The organism is Burkholderia sp. MSMB1826, assembly GCF_001526325.1.
GTDB lineage: Bacteria > Pseudomonadota > Gammaproteobacteria > Burkholderiales > Burkholderiaceae > Burkholderia.
This window is the reverse complement of record NZ_LOYN01000010.1, coordinates 418,897-435,377: the sequence shown is the minus strand read 5'-3', so window position 1 is coordinate 435,377 and position 16,481 is coordinate 418,897. Positions and strand designations below refer to the sequence as shown.

Sequence of the window (16,481 nt, the reverse complement as noted above, 5' to 3'; positions counted from 1 at the left end):
GCGCGCGATGTTCGCGCAGGAGTGGGCGATTATCGCGCGAGTGGCGAGGCACTGCGACATGCTTGGTATGCGGACTACATCATTCGGCCAGCTTGCGGACTTGCACCATGGATATACAATCTATCGCGTATATCTATGGGGGCTCATATGCAAGTCGCAAAATGGGGCAATAGCCTGGCAGTTCGCCTTCCGGCCAGTGTGGTTGACGCACTGGAACTCCGCGAAGGCGACGATATCGAGATTGTGGTCGACAGTCCCCGGGTTTTCGCGGTGAGCCGCAAGCCGAGGCCCGACGAGCTTCTGGAGCGGCTGCGGCGCTTCAGGGGCAAGTTGCCCGCCGATTTCAAGTTCAGCCGGGACGATGCGAATGAGCAGGATTGAGACGGAGAAGTCGTTCGTCGACAGCAATGTCGTGCTTTATCTGCTGTCCGACGACGAAACCAAGGCAAATCGTGCGGAAGCGCTGTTCCTGCGGCGGCCAACCCTCAGCGTCCAGGTATTGAACGAGGTCGCCAGTGTCTGCAACCGCAAACTGCGGATGCCGTGGCGCGAGGTCGGGGAGTTTCTGGAGCCGATCAGGCGTTTGTGCCATGTCGTGCCGCTCACCGTCGATGCGCACGACCTCGCGCGGCGGCTGGCGGAGTGGCATCGGCTGTCCTTCTACGACGCATGCATCGTGGCCACTGCTTCGATCGAGGGGTGCGAGTATCTGTACACCGAAGACATGCACGACGGCTTGCAAGTGGACGGCGGTCCGGTATTGCGCAATCCGTTTGCTTGAGGACGGACGAACCGGAAAAATGGGGAAGCGGATGCGACGCGACCGTTACGCGCGCCGCATCCGTCGTGGCCTTACTCGCTGCTCGTCCACTCGACGTTCGCGCCGACCGAACGCAGGTTCTCGACGAAATGCGGATGCGCGCGGCGGATCGGCAGCGCGTTCATGATTTCCGAGCGGCCTTCGATGCTCGCCGCCACCATCAGCAGCGCGATCGCGACGCGGATGATGTACGGGCTCTCGACGCGCGCCGGCGTCAGTTGCAGTCCGCCGAACGTGATCAGCCGGTGCGGGTCGGACAACAACACGTGCGCGCCGAACTTCGACAGTTCGCCGGACCAGCCGAGCGCGCCGTCGTAGACCTTGTTCCAGAACATCGCGCTGCCTTCCGCGCGTACGCCGAGCGCGATGAAGATCGGCAGCAGGTCGACCGGCAGGTACGGCCACGGCGCGGCCTCGACCTTGGTCAGGATGTTCTGCGTGAATGGCCGGCGCACGCGCAGCGGGCCGTCGCGCTCCGCGCGCGACCAGCCGTCCCGGTGCGTGACGGTGACGCCGAATTTCGCGAAGGTGCGGTCGATCAGCGGGAAATGCTCGGGCGACGAATTGCGCACCGTGATGTCGCCGCCCGTGATCGCGCCGAGCGCAAGGAACGTCGCGATTTCATGGAAATCCTCGGCGAAGCGGAACTCGCCGCCGCCGAGCTTGCCGCCGCCCGTCACGCAGAGCCGCGACGTGCCGATGCCCTCGATCGCGACGCCGATCATCGCGAGGAACTGGCAGAACTCCTGCACGTGCGGCTCGGAGGCCGCGTTCATCAGCGTCGACGTGCCGTTCGCGGCCGTCGCGCACAGCGCGAAGTTCTCGGTGGTCGTCACCGACGCGTAGTCGAGCCAGTGATCGTTGGCCGTCAGCGGCCCGTCGGTACGGACGATCAGCGAATCGGGCGTGTGCTCGATGTGTGCGCCGAAACGTTCGAACACCTCGACGTGCGGATCGATCTCGCGCACGCCGAGCGTGCAGCCTTTCACGTCGTTCTCGAGGCGTGCGACGCCGAAGCGCGCGAGCAGCGGCGGAATCAGCATGATCGACGAACGCATCGCCTCGGGCAGCCGGTGGATGGCCGGATCGAATTGCGTGTTGCGATGATGAAGCTCGAGCAGGCCCGTCGTGAAATCGACCGACACGTCGCTGCCGAGCGTGCGGAAGATGTCGAGGATCTTGCGCACGTCGGTGATGTCCGGCACGCCGACGAGGCGCAGCGGCTGATCGGTCAACAGGGTGGCGCACAGAATCGGCAGGACGGCGTTCTTGTTCGCGGACGGCTTGATGTCCCCGCGCAGCGGAGTGCCGCCGTGGACGATGAGATTCGACATGATATGGGGGCGTATCGGTGACTGACGTAGGCCCATATGATGCCATTGGTCGGCACGCGGCGTGGAGTGTTCGGAGGGGAAAAGGGGAATCGGCGCGCGTAACTGACAGTCTTTGACGTCGCGCCCGCGATGCGGCGGGTCGAATGCCGGCCGGCACGGCCGAATGACCGCCGCGTGGCCGGCCGCGAATCGGGTCGGCCACGCGCTCATCACGTCATTGCGCCGCCCGCATCCGCGCGGCGACCGCCAGCGAGATCAGGCAGCCGAACGCCAGATAGCCGGCGACGAGGTGCCACGAACCGCCTGCGAGGCTGACGAGACCGACCGCGATGAACGGCGTGAACCCGCCGCCTACGACGCTCGCGAACTGGTAGCCGACGCCCGCGCCGCTGTAGCGATATTCGGCGCCGAACAGCTCGGTGAACAGCGGCTGCTGGACGCTCACGACCATGTCGTGCGCGGCGTTCGCCAGCAGGATCGAGAAGATCACGATCCATGCGATCGATCGAGCTTCCAGCGCGACGAAGAACGGCACCGCGGAAGCGAGGCCGATCAGCGCGCCGATCAGGTAGATGCGGCGCAGGCCGTAGCGGTCGGCCAGCCATGCGAAGCAGGGGATCGTCACGCAGCTCACCGCGCCCACCAGCAGGCCGATGTTCAGGAACAGATCGCGCGACATGCCGAGGTTCGTCGTCGAATAACTGAGCGCGAACGCGGTGACGATATACATCGTGAACAGTTCGGCGAGCCGCAGCGCGACGATCAGCAGGAACGCCTTGGGGTGGCGCGTCAGCGCCTCCAGCACCGGCAGGCGCAGTTTGCGGTTGCCGTGCTCGACCTTCTCGACGAACTCCTGCGATTCGTCCATGTTCTTGCGCACCCAGAGCCCGATCAGCACCAGCACGATGCTGAACACGAACGGCAGGCGCCAGCCCCACGACTTGAACGCCGCCTCGCCGAGCGTATGGCTCAGGATCGACACGATGCCGGTGGCCAGCACGAGCCCGACGCCGTAGCCGACCTGCACGCCGCTGCTGTAGAACGCCTTCTTCTGCTTCGGCGCGCTCTCGACGGCCATCAGCGCCGCGCCGCCCCATTCGCCGCCGACCGCGAAACCCTGGATCGCGCGCATCAGCACCAGCAGCACGGGCGCCCACCAGCCGATCGTCGAGAACGTCGGCAGCAGGCCGATCGCGACCGTCGACAGCCCCATCAGCATCACGGTCAGCACGAGCATCCGCTTGCGGCCGAGCCGGTCGCCGTAGTGGCCGAACACGATGCCGCCCAGCGGCCGGAACAGGAAGCCGACGCCGAAGGTGGCGAACGCCGCGAGCGTGCCCATCGTCGGGCTGACTTTCGGGAAAAACTCGGAATTGAACACCAGCGCGGCGACGATCCCGTACAGCAGGAAGTCGTACCAGTCGACGACGGCGCCGACGAAGCTGCCGATCGCGGCCTTGCGGGCCTGGCTGCGCGCACGGGCGCCGGCGGCGGCGTCGAGGGTGTCGAAGGTGGGGGTCATGGCGATGTCTCCTGGCACGGCGCATCGTGGAATCGTGGCGGCGCCGCGTCCGATGCTGCATTGAAGTCGATGAGTGAACGGAGAATAGGGCGCGGGCCGCACGGCGGCAATTGGCCAATCGGATAATGTGCGCGATTATCGTTCAATTCCGTGCGATTATCGAACGCTTTTCGGGTTTGCACTAGGCCGCGCGACGATATGCCGTTTGGCCGGGGTGTGCCGCAATGAACGATCTGGTTAAAATCTGCAGCATCGACAACTCGCCCGTTCGGGGCGGAGGCGAGGCCGCCGCATCGGCCGCGCATGCCGCACGCCACGGGCACAATCCCTCATCGACAGCATGCCCCCGGAGACTGGAATGCCCGGCAATTCCCACCCCTTGTCCAGCGATACGCCGCCCGTCGCCGATCCGGCCGCCAATCCGCTCGGGATGGCCGGCCTCGAATTCGTCGAATTCGCGGCGCCCGTGCCGGAAGCGCTCGCGCAGCGCTTCGAGCAGTTCGGGTTCAAGGCGATCGCGCGGCACGTCAGCAAGAACGTCACGCTGTACCGGCAGGGGCAGATGCATTTCCTGATCAACGCCGAGCCCGATTCGTTCGCCGCGCGCTATGCGGAGGAATACGGGATGGGCGTCTGCGCGATCGGGTTGCGCGTGGCGAACGCGCGGCGCGCATTCGAGCGCGCGATCCAGCTCGGGGCGTGGGCGTTCGAAGGCGAAAAGGTGGGCGTCGGCGAGCTGAGGATCCCGGCGATCCAGGGCATCGGCGATTCGCACCTGTATTTCGTCGACCGCTGGCGCGGTCGGGACGGCCAGCGCGGCGGCGTCGGCGACATCTCCATCTTCGACATCGATTTCCGGCCGATCGACATCGCGACCGCGCATACCGATCTCGATTGCGCGGGCGTCGGCCTGCAGCAGGTCGACCACTTCACGCAAACCGTCGGCGCGGGCCGCATGCAGGAGTGGCTGGATTTCTACCACGACCTGCTGCATTTTCGCGAGATCCACCAGATCGACGCGCACTGGCATGTGTCGGAGGAGTCGCGCGTGATGGTGTCGCCGTGCGGCGCGGTGCGGATTCCGGTCTACGAGGAAGGTACGCGGCGCACCGAGCTGATGCATGCGTACCTGCCCGACCATCCGGGCGAGGGCGTGCAGCACGTCGCGCTGGCTACCGACGACATCCTGGCGTGCGTCGATGCGTTGCGTGCGAACGGCGTCGAATTCATCGAGCCGCCCGTACGCTATTACGACGACGTCGACGCGCGGCTGCCTGGGCACGGTGTCGATCTCGACGCGCTGCGCCGTCGCGCGGTGCTGGTCGACGGCGAGATCGGCGACGACGGCGTGCCGAGGCTGTTCTTCCAGACGTTCGTCAAACGCCGCCCGGGCGAGATCTTTTTCGAGATCGTGCAGCGCAAGGGGCACCACGGGTTCGGCGAGGGCAACCTCGCGGCACTCGCCCGCGCGCGCGACGCCGGCTGAACGATCAGCCGCCGGCGGCCGGCAAGCGGTTCGGCGCGGGCGTTCGATGTCCGTATCCGCGGCGGCGTAGCCGCTTCGGTCCTGCCAGGGCCGCCCGTCGACGGAGGGTCGAAGTATTGCGGCGAAGACCGGCAGCCCGTCGCGGCCGGTCGATTTGTCACGCCGCGTCGGCCGCCGCGAGTTTACGGCTTTGCCGACGCATGCCCGCGAATATCGCGTCTGCCACGTCCGCCGGAAAATCCGCCGGGATCTGCGCGGCGGCTTCGGCAATCGCGGGCTCCGTCCGTGCTGCGACGGCCGTCATCGCGGTCCGCACGTCGTCTTCGGTCAGGCCGACGCGCCGGCCCTGTGCGATCCAGTGGCGCGGCCGGATTTCCCCGATCACGTAGTGCCGGTTCTTCCCGCAGACGGCCATCGCCAGGCGCGCGCGGCTCGGCGGGATCTGATTGCGGCGCGTACCGATGATCGGATGCGCGGACAGCACGTCGTACAGCGGCGTGCTGCGATACGCATTGCCGGGCAGGTGCGCGATGCTGAAGTTCTTCGCGTGGCCGTCGATCGCCGCCAGCACCCAGAACACGAGCTCTGCGACGAAGAAATTCATCCGGTCGCGGGAAGCGTCGGCCGAATTCGCGAGGATGCCCATGATCGTCTCGATGCCGGGGCCGCCGTCCGTTTCGTATTTCGCTCCCGACGGCGTGCCGGTCGCCTGACACATGTCCTCCTGCGGCAGCCGCAGGATCCACGAGCCGTCGCGCGACGGGCGCCGGTCGAAGCGCTCGACGATCAGCGCCTTCTGATCGTCGAACCGGCCGATCTCGCACGGTGCGACCGGCAAGCCGTACGCGGCGACGATCTTCGAGCACAGCCATTCGTTTTCGACGGACGTGCGCATGTCGGCCTGCATGTTGCCGACGCGCCCGAGCGGCAGCTTGAAGATGTGGGTCGTCGGCGTGCTGCCCGACGGCCGCAGCCAGCGGTTGCGCCGACGTAGCAGCGCGGTCTTTTCCTGCGCGCCGGCAATCGACAGGCGCAGGTCGTCGTGCGGTTCCCCGCGACCGGGCAGCGGCGCGGCGGTCGCGTGGCGCAGCACATCGGCAACGGCTGCGTCGTCGAGCGGCGTGCCTTCGATTCCGTTGAGATTGACCGGTGTCTCGTCGGGCGGCAGCATCTGGATCGCGCCGACGCAATCGCGGCCGATCGACGCGAGCAAGTCGAACGGCGCTGTCGACCGGAGCCGGTAACGCTGCGCGATGCGGCGGCGGATCGGCTCGCTGTCCGGCAGCAGATTGTCGAAGTAGTCGGCCACGATCGCGCCCTGGTGCGGCTGGTTGCCGGGCGTGAAGGGCAGCGACAACGACAGCGGCCGGCCCTGGGGATCGTCGAGCCAGTCCGGCAGGTAGACGAGACGCTCGACCCCGCGCCGGATTTCCCAGTAGCCGACGGGAATGCCGTTCATCCACAGGTCGAGCCGGTTGCTGCGGGTGCGTGCGACCATCGTCACCAGTCCTCCCGCTCCGACGCGCGTGGCCTGGCCCGAGCCGTCGCTGTCGGGCGCTTCCGCGCAGTTCCGACGGCGGCCCCGGTCGGGGTTGTGGCGGCCGTTGTGCCGCGCTTGCTCGCGACCGGCTTGCGGCGCGCCACCGGTTCGGCAGCGGAAGCCGAATCGGCCGCGTCCGCCGGTGCATCCCGCTCGTCGAGGCTGAGCATCATGCGAACGCCAAGCGCGTTCATCACCTTGAAAAGCCGTTCGATGCTGACCGCCGACGGATTGGCTTCGAGCTGAGCATAAGATTGCTGGGTGATGCCGAGGCGGGCGGCCAGTTGCGCCTGCGTGAGTCCCGCGGATTTGCGGAAGCCGACGAGGATCGGGCGCAATTGGGTCAAGGTCTGGACAGGAAAGGCCATCGGGCGCTCCGCGAGATGACAGGCGATCGTTTGTAATCTGAAAATACAGTCTATGGCATGTATCGTCAAAATACAAACCATAGACTGTATTGACAAAAAACAAGCAATAGCCTGTTACGCGGAGCCCGATCGGTCAACCTGCCTGCGGTCGTCGCGCACGACACCCGCGTATCGCCCCATCACGCCGCCCGCGGAGCATACGTGTGCATCGCGGGATGCCGTGCAAGGCATCCCGATACTCCATTGCGCGAAACCGTCCCATGCCGTATGCCGCGGCCGTCGCTCGGCGGCGCTCGTGCGGATTTTGCCCGGGAGCGTCGTGCCGCTCGGGTGGGCGGTAGCATCGGTACGCCAAGCACGCCATGCCGATGGCGACATCACGCAAAAGAGGCTCGCGGGGGCGAGCCTCTTCTTCATCCCGAGCACTCGATCGCGCGTATCGAAGGCATCGACGAGCGGCGCGACGACCCGCGTTCACGACCCACGCGTCGAGCGATTCGTCCAATCGGCCAGTGCCGGCCACTGCGCATAGCCGCGCCGGATGAACCCGGCGCCCGTGCGGATCACGAGCGCACCGATCGTGAGCGCCGCCAGATCGTCGAGACGGCCGAAACCGAGCAGCGCCGCACTCATCGCGAGCGCCGCGAGCAACGACGACAGCGCATCGGTCCGCACGTGCCAGCCGCTCGCCTCGAGCAGCGCGGAGCCGGTCTCGCGCGCCTTGCGCAGCATCCAGTACGACAGCACGGCCTTGCCGGCGAGCGTGACGGCAGCCAGCGCGAGCGCGGTCGCGCCCGGCTGCACGACGGGCGGCGTATCGAACCGGGTCAGCGCATGCCAGATCATCTGTGCGCCGGTCGCGGCCAGCAACGCGCCGAGGCCCGCGAGTGCGAGCGGCTCGTAGGTCGGGCGTCGCTCCGGCGGCAGGCGCGCGTCGAACCGGCACGCGACGAGGATCAGCGCATCGGCCGCAAGATCGATCGCGGCGTGCGCGACGTCCGCGAGCAGCCCCGACGAATGCGCGGACCATGCCGCCGCCGTCTCGACGGCGAGCAGCAGCAGGTTGATCGCGAGGCTGACGGCGAGGACGCGGGACGTGGCTGCGTAAACGTGGGGCGTGGCGCGCGACGGGCGCTGCATGTCGGTTCGCTTGTCGGAATCGGGGCGGCTTCGAACGTTACCGGCCGAAGGTGGCACGCGAATGACAGGTCAAACGAAGGCGCGTGTCGATCCACAGCTCCTGACGCGGCAATTGATCGACTTCTTCTGGGAGGCGGCATCCGACTGCTGGAGGGCGGCGCGCCTCGTATCGCCCTTGCGCGTACGCCGGGGTTTTGTTGCCGCGCGTGTGGCGCGATCTTGTCCGGCTGCCGTGCGAAGGGCGGTTGTCCCGATCCAGTGGATGCCCCGAGACACTCGGCGAGTGAATCTGCGGCCATGACCCAATAGGGGGATTCCAGCGTTTTGATTCCGCATCGCACCGCGCCGTAACAAGCAGGGCTGGACTCGCTCGTCTTCCACCGAGAAATTCTCGACATTATAGAAATAATGTCAAAAGCAAACCAGTCGATGATTGGATATTTGACGGTTTACGTTATATTATTCATCAAAATTCTCGATAGAACCCGCCATGTCCGATCTCGTCGCCGATGAACCTCGCCTGACCGCCGAAATCGAGCGCCTGAAGGCCGACTTCCCGAAAACGCGCGAGCTGTACCGTGAAGTCTGCGCGCTGCTGTTCTTCCGCTTCGGCGTCACGCCGACGGCGAACCGCCTGTACCAGCTCGTTCGCAAGGGCAGCATGAGCACGCCGACGGCTGTCCTCGGCGAGTTCTGGGCCGAGCTGCGGGAAAAAAGCCGTGTGCGCATCGAGCATCCGGACCTGCCGGCCGATTTGCAGGCAGCAGCGGGCGAACTCGTCGCGGCACTGTGGAACCGCTCGAGCACCGCGGCGGCCGCGGCCCTCGACGCGCTGCGCGCGGAAGTCGAAGCCGAGCGGGCCGCGGCGCACGCGGAAGTCGCGACGTTGCAGGCCGATCTGGCCCGTACCGAAACCGCGCTGGAGCAACGCACGGCGGCGCTGCTGGCCGCGCAGGTCCGCATTCAGGAACTGGAGCAGGCGAGGGCGGCGGACGATGCATCGCGGCAAGCGCTGCAAGCGGATATCGAGCGCCTGAAGGCCGACAACGCGGAGGGCGATCGTGCACTCGCCGAGGCCCGTGCGGATTTCACCACCCAGCTCGACCGGTTGCGCGACGACGCCGGTCGCGCCGAGGAGCGCCTGCGCGCGTCGGAGAAACGGGCGCTTCAGGAGATCGATCGCGAGCGGCTCGCCGCCGCGCGATTGCAAAAGGAGCTCGACGCGGCCGCGTCGCGCGCGGAACAACGCGATGCGCAGCAGCGGAAAGACATGGCCGCGCTACAGGCGCAACTCGGCGACGCGCTGCATCGCTGCGGCGTGCTTCAGGGGCAGCTCGACGGCGCACTGGCGGCCGAGGCGGCGCGCGGCAACGAGCTCGATGCGGTGAGGCGCGAGATGGCGGCGCTGGTGCGCCGGCCGCCGTTGCGCGGAGTCAAGAGCGCTCCGGCCGCCGAACGCAGCGAGCGTCGGGCGCGCATGAGAAAGCGTGCCGACGAAGCGCCGCGCTGACGGCGCGATCGACTCGCCGTGATGACACGCCGCCCGCGCACGCCCCGGGCAGACGAGAAGCGCGCTGGCAAGGCATTGGGCGCGCGACGGGGATCGGGTAAAGTGCCGCTCAACATGCCGGCTCGACGTTACTAGACGACCGGTCTAATCGTTGCTACCATACGCCATCATGAATGCATCTTCAGGCGCCGAAGTCCGCCAGCACATCCTGAATATCGCGAAGCCGATCATGCTCCACAAGGGGTTTTCGGCGGTCGGTCTGAACGAGATTCTCGCCGCGGCGGGCATCCCGAAGGGCTCGTTCTACCATTACTTCGGCTCGAAAGAGGCATTCGGCGAAGCGCTGCTCGAATCGTATTTCGAAGGCTATCTCGCGCATCTCGACAACCTGCTCGAGCAGCAGGCCGGCACCGGCGCCGAGCGCCTGATGACGTACTGGGGCAACTGGCTGCACACGCAATGCGCGGACGATCCGGAAGGCAAGTGCCTCGCGGTGAAGCTCGGCGCGGAAGTGTCGGATCTGTCGGAAGCGATGCGCACGGTACTGCGGCGCGGCACCAGCCAGATCATCGAGCGGCTCGCGGGCGGCATCGAGGCCGGGCTCGCCGACGGTTCGCTGAGCGGCGTGGACGATCCGTCATACACGGCCGCGATTCTGTACGAGTTGTGGCTGGGCGCGACGCTGCTGGAAAAGATTCACCGCGACCGCAAACCGCTCGAACGGGCGATGGCCGAAACGCGGCGCATGCTGAACCTGCCGCCGGCCGCGCCGCGCGACGGCGCGCAGTCGTAATCCGGGCGCGCATGGGCGCGCCTTTTTTTGCCTTGATTCTAGACGACTGGTCTACTCAATCGTTTATGACGAATGCCTCACGCCGCGTTACGCTGTCTCGATCGTTCCAACCGCCTGCCTGCAATCGCACCGGCGCGACCGCCGACGCCGCCGCAGGCGCGCACTTCCCGCTGGTCCATCCCTGATCCGAGCGTGCCCATGAAGCACGTTCATTCCCGTTGACGGAGGCTCACATGCCGCAAAGCAAAACCGCAAACCGCCAGATCGTCCTGAATTCGCGCCCGGTCGGCGCACCGACGCCGGACAACTTCCGCGCCGAAACCGGCGACGTGCCGGTGCCCGGCGCCGGCCAGGTGCTGCTGCGCACCGTCTGGTTGTCGCTCGACCCGTACATGCGCGGCCGGATGAGCGACGCGCCGTCCTATGCGCCGCCGGCCGAACTGGGCCAGCCGATGGTCGGCGGCACGGTCAGCCGTGTGGTGGCGTCGAACCTGCCGGCGTTTCGCGAAGGCGATCTCGTCGTGGCCGGCGCCGGCTGGCAGGACTATGCGCTGTCCGACGGGCGCGACCTGATCCCGCTCGGCCGCGACTTCGCGCATCCGTCGTACGCGCTCGGCGTGCTGGGCATGCCTGGCTTCACCGCGTACACCGGGCTGCTGACGATCGGCGAACCGAAGGCCGGCGAAACCGTGGTCGTCGCCGCCGCGAGCGGCGCGGTCGGCGCGGTGGTCGGCCAGATCGCGAAGCTGAAGGGTTGCCGCGTGGTCGGCGTCGCGGGCGGCGCCGACAAGTGCGCGTACGTGACCGGCACGCTCGGCTTCGACGCGTGCGTCGACCATCGCGATCCGGCGTTTGCGGCCAAGCTGAAGGACGCGTGCCCGAACGGCATCGACGTTTATTTCGAGAACGTCGGCGGCGCCGTGTTCGACGCGGTGTGGCCGCTGCTGAACGACCATGCGCGCGTGCCCGTCTGCGGAATCATCGCGCATTACAACGACGCGGCATACGACGACAAGGCCGTGTCGACCGGCCGCGACCGCGTGCCGGCGCTGATGGGCGCGATTCTGCGCAAACGCATCCGCGTGCAGGGTTTCATCATTCTCGATCACTATGCGACCGGCTATGCGACTTTCCTGAAGGACATGAGCGAGTGGGTCGCGCAAGGCAAGGTGAAGACGCTCGAGGACGTCGTTCCCGACCTCGCCGACGCGCCGCAAGCGCTGATCGGTTTGCTCGCCGGCAAGAATTTCGGCAAGGTCGTCGTGCGGGTCGGCCCGGACGAACTGGCCTGATCCCCGCTCGGCGACAGACCGCCACTGCACGCTGGCGTCGCGAGACGCCGGCTTGTGGCATGCTCGTTTCCGTTTTCAAAGGAGTGGAAAAAATGGCGCTTCACGTGATTGCTTCGCTGTTCCTGAAACCCGAACACGCGCAGGCCGCCGAGGCCGAACTGCGCAGCATGGTCGCCAAGACGCGCACCGAACCGGGCAACCGGCGCTATGACCTGTTCCGCGAGCAGGACGGTTCGCCCAACCTGCATCTGTACGAAATCTACGACGACCAGGCGGCGTTCGACGCACACCTCGCGAGCCCGTATTTCGGCGAATTCCGTGCGAAGTCGGCCGACTGGTTCACCGCACCGCCGGTCATCAAGGTGCTGTCGGGCATCGACGTGGCCGAGTAACGACGCAAGCATGCAGCACCACCGTCGCGGCTCGCCCGCACCCGGGCCGCGCGGCAGCCGTTGCGCACGACGCAACGGCGACGACGACCTCACGGCGCAGCACGCCCCGTTCGCGCCGCTTCCCCAATACAACGGCCCCGGAGGCTGAATGATCACCCTCAACATCAACGGCGAAACCCGTTCGGTCGACGCCCCCGACGACATGCCCTTGCTCTGGGTGCTGCGCGACGTCGTCGGTCTGACCGGCACCAAGTTCGGCTGCGGGATCGCGCAATGCGGCGCGTGCACCGTGCATCTCGACGGCGTTGCCGCGCGCTCGTGCGTGCTGCCGGTCGCGGCCGTCGCGGGCCGCAAGATCACGACGATCGAAGCCGTCGGCGCGACGCCGGCCGGCCACAAGGTCCAGCAGGCGTGGCGCGAGCTCGACGTCGTCCAGTGCGGCTACTGCCAGTCGGGGCAGGTGATGGCCGCCACCGCGCTGATCGCAGCGAATCCGAATCCGAGCGATGCCGACATCGACGCGGCCATGGCCGGCAACATCTGCCGCTGCGGCACGTATCACCGGATTCGCGCGGCCGTCAAACAAGCCGCGAAGGAGGCCTGACATGTCACGTGGACTGATCGAAGCAGGTCGGGCCGGCGCGGGCGTGTCGCGCCGCGGGTTTCTCAAACTCGGCATGTCGCTCGGCGCGGCGGCCGGCGGCGGCTTGCTGCTCGGCTTCAGCCTGCCGGCGGCGGGCGACGATGCGCGCCGCTCGGTGATCGGCGGCGACGCAGCCGAACCCGCGCCCCCCGGCGTGTTCGCCCCGAACGCGTTCGTGCAGATCGACCGCGCCGGCAAGGTCACGCTCGTGATGCCGAAGGTCGAGATGGGGCAGGGTGTCTATACGGCGCTGCCGATGCTGATCGCGGAAGAGCTCGAAGTGCCGCTGTCGAGCGTGACGCTCGATCATGCGCCGCCGAACGAAAAGCTGTTCCTCGACCCGCTGCTCGGCGGCCAGCTCACCGGCGGCTCGACGTCGGTGCGCTACGCGTGGGATCCGCTGCGCCGCGCGGGCGCGACGGCGCGCACGCTGCTGGTCGCGGCCGCCGCGAAGCAATGGAACGTCGATCCGGCCAGTTGCCGCGCGGCGAACGGCGAAGTGCAGCATCCGCCGAGCGGCCGGCGCGCATCGTACGGCCAGTTGGCCGACGCCGCGGCGAAGCTGCCGGTGCCGAAGGACGTCGTGCTGAAACAGCCGGCGGATTTCAAGCTGATCGGCACGCCCGCGAAGCGCCTCGATTCGCCGGAGAAGGTCGACGGCACCGCGCAGTTCGGGCTCGACGTGCGCGTGCCCGGCATGCTGTATGCGGTGATCGTGAACAGCCCGGTGTTCGGCGGCACGGTCGCGAGCGTCGACGACACCGCCGCGAGAAAAATCCCCGGCGTGCGTCAGGTCGTGCGCGTCGACAACGCGGTCGCGGTGGTCGGCGATCACACGTGGGCCGCGAAGCGCGGCGCGTCGGCGCTCGTCGTGAAGTGGAACGAAGGCGCGGACGCGAAGGTGTCGACGAAGGATCTTTTCGCGGATCTCGCGCATGCGGCGGCGAACGGCAAGGGCGCGGTCGCGCGCAAGGAAGGCGACGTCGGCAAGGCGTTCGCGAACGCGAAGACGCGCGTCGACGCCGTCTACGAACAGCCGTTGCTCGCCCACGCGACGATGGAGCCCGTGAACTGCACGGTGCACGTGCGCGGCGACGGCTGCGACATCTGGGTCGGCACGCAGGTGCCGACCCGCGTACGCGACACGGCGCAGCAACTGACCGGGCTGGCGCCGGACAAGATCGTCGTGCACAACCATCTGCTCGGCGGCGGATTCGGTCGGCGGCTCGAAACCGACATGGTCGGCCAGGCCGTGAAGGTCGGCAAACAGGTCGCGGCACCGGTGAAGGTGATCTGGACGCGCGAGGAAGACGTCCAGCACGACATGTACCGGCCGTGCTACTACGACACGATCTCGGCCGGCCTCGACGCGAACGGCAAGCCGGTCGCGTGGCAGCACCGGATCGTCGGCTCGTCGATTCTCGCGCGCTTCGCGCCGCCCGCGGTCAAGGACGGCGTCGATCCCGACGCGGTCGAGGTCGCGGCCGAGCTGCCGTACGACCTGCCGAACCAGCTCGTCGACTACGTGCGCCAGGAGCCGCGCCACGTGCCGACCGCGTTCTGGCGCGGCGTCGGGCCCACGCGCAGCACGTTCGTCGTCGAGAGCTTCATCGACGAATTGGCCGCCCAGACCAAGACCGATCCGGTGCAGTACCGCCGCGCACTGCTCGACAAGACGCCGCGCGCGCGCAACGTGCTCGACGTCGCGACGAAGGCGGCCGGCTGGGGCGCGTCGCTGCCGAAGGGGCAAGGGCGCGGCGTGTCGGTCATGCACGCGTTCGGCAGCTTTTTCTCGATCGTCATCGACGTGGCGGTGGACGGCGGCGAGGTGCAGGTCAAGCGCGTCGTGTGCGCAGTCGACTGCGGCATGTACGTGAATCCGAACACGATCGAGGCGCAAGTGCAGGGCGGCATCATCTTCGGGATCACGGGCGCGCTGTACGGCGAGATCACGATCGAGGACGGCCGCGTCGTGCAGACCAACTTTACCGACTACCGGGTGATGCGAATCAACGAGACGCCGCCGATCGAAGTCCATCTGGTGAAGAGCGGCGAGGCGCCGGGCGGGATCGGCGAGCCGGGCACGGCCGCGACCGCGGCGGCGCTGTCGAACGCGATCTTCGCGGCCACCGGCACGCGGCTGCGCAAGCTGCCGGTCGGCAACCAGCTGAAAACGGCCTGAGGGGAGGGGACGACCATGCGACATCTCACCCTGAACCCGAGCCTGAATGCGCTCCGTGCCTCGTTGCTCGCGCTGTCCGCACTGGTGGCCGGCACGGTCGCGCAGGCCGCGCAGACGGCGCCCGCCGACAGCGCGCTCGTCGCGCGCGGTGCGTATCTCGCGAAAGCCGGCGACTGCGTCGCGTGCCACACCGCGCCACGTGGCACGCCGTTCGCGGGCGGCCTGAAGATGGTCACGCCGATGGGCGCGATCTACACGACCAACATCACGCCCGATCCGGAGACAGGCATCGGCGGCTATACCGAAGCCGATTTCGCCGCCGCATTGCGCAAGGGCGTCGCGAAGGACGGTCACCACCTGTATCCGGCGATGCCGTATCCGTCGTACGCGAAGCTGAAGGACGACGACGTGAAGGCGCTGTATGCGTACTTCATGCACGGCGTCGAACCGGTGAAGCAGGCGAACCGGGCGTCCGACATCCCGTGGCCGCTCAACATGCGCTGGCCGCTCGCGTTGTGGAACATGGTGTTCCTCGACACGACGCCCTACGCGGACAAGCCCGCGAAGGATGCGATGTGGAACCGCGGCGCGTATCTGGTGCAGGGGCTCGGACACTGCGGGTCGTGCCACACGCCGCGCGGCGTCGGCTTCCAGGAGAAGGCGCTCGACGAAAGCGGCGCGGCGTTCCTGTCGGGCGCCTCGATCGACAACTGGTTCGCGTCGAACCTGACCGGCGAGCACAACACCGGGCTCGGCCGCTGGAACGAGGCCGACGTCGCGCAGTTCCTGAAGACCGGCGCTAACCAGCACGCGACCGCGTTCGGCTCGATGGTGAGCGTGATCAACCACAGCACGCAGGAACTGACCGACGACGATCTGGCCGCGATCTCGCGCTACCTGAAATCGCTGCCGGCGGCAGGCGGCACGGGCGCGCCGCCGTACCGCTACGTTCCGAAGGCGACGCAGGCCGTGCTGGGCCGACCGGCAACCGATCCGGGCGCGAAGGTGTATAACGCTTACTGCCTGCATTGCCACGGCGTGGACGGGCGCGGCTATGCGCCGCTGCTTGCGCCGCTCGCGGGCAATCCGAACGTGCTGGAGGCCGATGCGTCGTCGCTGATCAACGTGACGCTGAACGGCAGCGACACGCTCGTGATCGGCGGTGTGCCGTCCGCCTATCCGATGCCGGCATTCTCGAACCAGTTGAACGACCGGCAGATCGCCGACGTGCTGACGTTCATGCGCGCCGGCTGGAACAACGGCGCGCCGGCGGTGCAGGCGGCGGACGTCGCGAAACTCCGCAAGGCGACGGCGGCCGCGCACTGAGCGCGGTATGCTGCGCAACGATGGCGGGCCGCCGTGCCTGCCGCCCATGTCGCCCGGTGCGTGCCTGCCCCGGCAGCGTGGCTTTTTCTGTCAACCGGCGCGCGGCCGTTCGCGGCAGCGCGCGTTTTATCGA

The 16,481-nt window shown here is 67.5% G+C and carries 15 protein-coding genes; 10 read left to right on the top strand and 5 right to left on the bottom strand.

The genetic code is table 11. The features are described from left to right. Positions 1–147: 147 nt before the first annotated feature. Positions 148–381 (top strand): AbrB/MazE/SpoVT family DNA-binding domain-containing protein, encoded by a 234-nt coding sequence (locus tag WS95_RS03960; RefSeq protein WP_027808267.1) that lies wholly within the window; start codon positions 148–150, stop codon positions 379–381. Continuing rightward, entirely contained in the window at positions 368–781 is a 414-nt protein-coding gene (locus tag WS95_RS03955) for a PIN domain-containing protein (protein WP_034204833.1), read from the top strand. Before WS95_RS03960 ends, WS95_RS03955 begins: the two co-directional genes overlap by 14 nt. 71 nt (positions 782–852) lie before the next feature. Here the strand turns inward: WS95_RS03955 and WS95_RS03950 are convergent, their stop codons facing one another. Continuing rightward, the gene (locus tag WS95_RS03950; RefSeq protein ID WP_059822410.1) at positions 853–2,154 is read right to left on the bottom strand and encodes a UDP-N-acetylglucosamine 1-carboxyvinyltransferase; all 1,302 of its coding nucleotides are present in this window, start codon (positions 2,152–2,154) and stop codon (positions 853–855) included. A gap of 214 nt (positions 2,155–2,368) precedes the next feature. Next, positions 2,369–3,676 carry a shikimate transporter gene (gene shiA / locus WS95_RS03945; protein WP_059822408.1) on the bottom strand — a complete coding sequence of 436 codons (1,308 nt, stop codon included), beginning with the start codon at positions 3,674–3,676 and terminating at the stop codon, positions 2,369–2,371. A gap of 358 nt (positions 3,677–4,034) precedes the next feature. Here shiA and WS95_RS03940 point away from each other — a divergent pair, with 358 nt between their 5' ends. Beyond that, positions 4,035–5,162 (top strand): 4-hydroxyphenylpyruvate dioxygenase family protein, encoded by a 1,128-nt coding sequence (locus WS95_RS03940; RefSeq protein ID WP_059822405.1) that lies wholly within the window; start codon positions 4,035–4,037, stop codon positions 5,160–5,162. 157 nt (positions 5,163–5,319) lie between these two features. Here WS95_RS03940 and WS95_RS03935 read toward each other — a convergent pair whose 3' ends face one another. From WS95_RS03935 to WS95_RS03925, 3 genes are all read right to left on the bottom strand, one after another. Next, on the bottom strand, positions 5,320–6,660 hold the full coding sequence (locus tag WS95_RS03935; RefSeq protein WP_059822403.1) for a type II toxin-antitoxin system HipA family toxin: 1,341 nt from the start codon (positions 6,658–6,660) through the stop codon (positions 5,320–5,322). Between the two features lie 2 nt (positions 6,661–6,662). Continuing rightward, entirely contained in the window at positions 6,663–7,070 is a 408-nt protein-coding gene (locus WS95_RS03930; RefSeq protein ID WP_059783515.1) for a helix-turn-helix domain-containing protein, read from the bottom strand. A 474-nt stretch (positions 7,071–7,544) separates the two neighbouring features. Beyond that, positions 7,545–8,210, bottom strand: coding sequence for a cation diffusion facilitator family transporter (locus WS95_RS03925; RefSeq protein WP_034204826.1), 666 nt, complete (start codon positions 8,208–8,210; stop codon positions 7,545–7,547). A 490-nt stretch (positions 8,211–8,700) separates the two neighbouring features. Between WS95_RS03925 and WS95_RS03920 the strand changes: the two genes are divergently transcribed. From WS95_RS03920 to WS95_RS03890, 7 genes are all read left to right on the top strand, one after another. After that, a complete protein-coding gene (locus tag WS95_RS03920) occupies positions 8,701–9,720 on the top strand; it encodes a DNA-binding protein (RefSeq protein WP_034204823.1) in 1,020 nt (339 codons plus the stop codon). 169 nt (positions 9,721–9,889) lie between these two features. Next, on the top strand, positions 9,890–10,513 hold the full coding sequence (locus WS95_RS03915; RefSeq protein WP_059822401.1) for a TetR/AcrR family transcriptional regulator: 624 nt from the start codon (positions 9,890–9,892) through the stop codon (positions 10,511–10,513). Between the two features lie 233 nt (positions 10,514–10,746). Next, the gene (locus tag WS95_RS03910) at positions 10,747–11,805 is read left to right on the top strand and encodes an NADP-dependent oxidoreductase (RefSeq protein WP_034204821.1); all 1,059 of its coding nucleotides are present in this window, start codon (positions 10,747–10,749) and stop codon (positions 11,803–11,805) included. 92 nt (positions 11,806–11,897) lie between these two features. Beyond that, on the top strand, positions 11,898–12,197 hold the full coding sequence (locus tag WS95_RS03905) for a putative quinol monooxygenase (RefSeq protein ID WP_034204820.1): 300 nt from the start codon (positions 11,898–11,900) through the stop codon (positions 12,195–12,197). Positions 12,198–12,345: 148 nt separating this feature from the next. Then, entirely contained in the window at positions 12,346–12,801 is a 456-nt protein-coding gene (locus WS95_RS03900) for a (2Fe-2S)-binding protein (RefSeq protein ID WP_059505285.1), read from the top strand. 1 nt (position 12,802) lies between these two features. Beyond that, the gene (locus tag WS95_RS03895; protein ID WP_059822400.1) at positions 12,803–15,022 is read left to right on the top strand and encodes a xanthine dehydrogenase family protein molybdopterin-binding subunit; all 2,220 of its coding nucleotides are present in this window, start codon (positions 12,803–12,805) and stop codon (positions 15,020–15,022) included. 15 nt (positions 15,023–15,037) lie between these two features. Next, positions 15,038–16,348, top strand: coding sequence for a cytochrome c (locus WS95_RS03890; RefSeq protein WP_059822398.1), 1,311 nt, complete (start codon positions 15,038–15,040; stop codon positions 16,346–16,348). Positions 16,349–16,481 lie beyond the last annotated feature (133 nt).

What these genes read in the sequence shown, in the direction of transcription:
- WS95_RS03960 (WP_027808267.1), top strand. Translation starts at nt 148, where the DNA reads ATGCAAGTCGCAAAATGGGGCAATAGCCTGGCAGTTCGCCTTCCGGCC.
- WS95_RS03955 (WP_034204833.1), top strand. Translation starts at nt 368, where the DNA reads ATGAGCAGGATTGAGACGGAGAAGTCGTTCGTCGACAGCAATGTCGTG.
- WS95_RS03950 (WP_059822410.1), bottom strand. Translation starts at nt 2,154, where the DNA reads ATGTCGAATCTCATCGTCCACGGCGGCACTCCGCTGCGCGGGGACATC.
- shiA (WP_059822408.1), bottom strand. Translation starts at nt 3,676, where the DNA reads ATGACCCCCACCTTCGACACCCTCGACGCCGCCGCCGGCGCCCGTGCG.
- WS95_RS03940 (WP_059822405.1), top strand. Translation starts at nt 4,035, where the DNA reads ATGCCCGGCAATTCCCACCCCTTGTCCAGCGATACGCCGCCCGTCGCC.
- WS95_RS03935 (WP_059822403.1), bottom strand. Translation starts at nt 6,660, where the DNA reads ATGGTCGCACGCACCCGCAGCAACCGGCTCGACCTGTGGATGAACGGC.
- WS95_RS03930 (WP_059783515.1), bottom strand. Translation starts at nt 7,070, where the DNA reads ATGGCCTTTCCTGTCCAGACCTTGACCCAATTGCGCCCGATCCTCGTC.
- WS95_RS03925 (WP_034204826.1), bottom strand. Translation starts at nt 8,210, where the DNA reads ATGCAGCGCCCGTCGCGCGCCACGCCCCACGTTTACGCAGCCACGTCC.
- WS95_RS03920 (WP_034204823.1), top strand. Translation starts at nt 8,701, where the DNA reads ATGTCCGATCTCGTCGCCGATGAACCTCGCCTGACCGCCGAAATCGAG.
- WS95_RS03915 (WP_059822401.1), top strand. Translation starts at nt 9,890, where the DNA reads ATGAATGCATCTTCAGGCGCCGAAGTCCGCCAGCACATCCTGAATATC.
- WS95_RS03910 (WP_034204821.1), top strand. Translation starts at nt 10,747, where the DNA reads ATGCCGCAAAGCAAAACCGCAAACCGCCAGATCGTCCTGAATTCGCGC.
- WS95_RS03905 (WP_034204820.1), top strand. Translation starts at nt 11,898, where the DNA reads ATGGCGCTTCACGTGATTGCTTCGCTGTTCCTGAAACCCGAACACGCG.
- WS95_RS03900 (WP_059505285.1), top strand. Translation starts at nt 12,346, where the DNA reads ATGATCACCCTCAACATCAACGGCGAAACCCGTTCGGTCGACGCCCCC.
- WS95_RS03895 (WP_059822400.1), top strand. Translation starts at nt 12,803, where the DNA reads ATGTCACGTGGACTGATCGAAGCAGGTCGGGCCGGCGCGGGCGTGTCG.
- WS95_RS03890 (WP_059822398.1), top strand. Translation starts at nt 15,038, where the DNA reads ATGCGACATCTCACCCTGAACCCGAGCCTGAATGCGCTCCGTGCCTCG.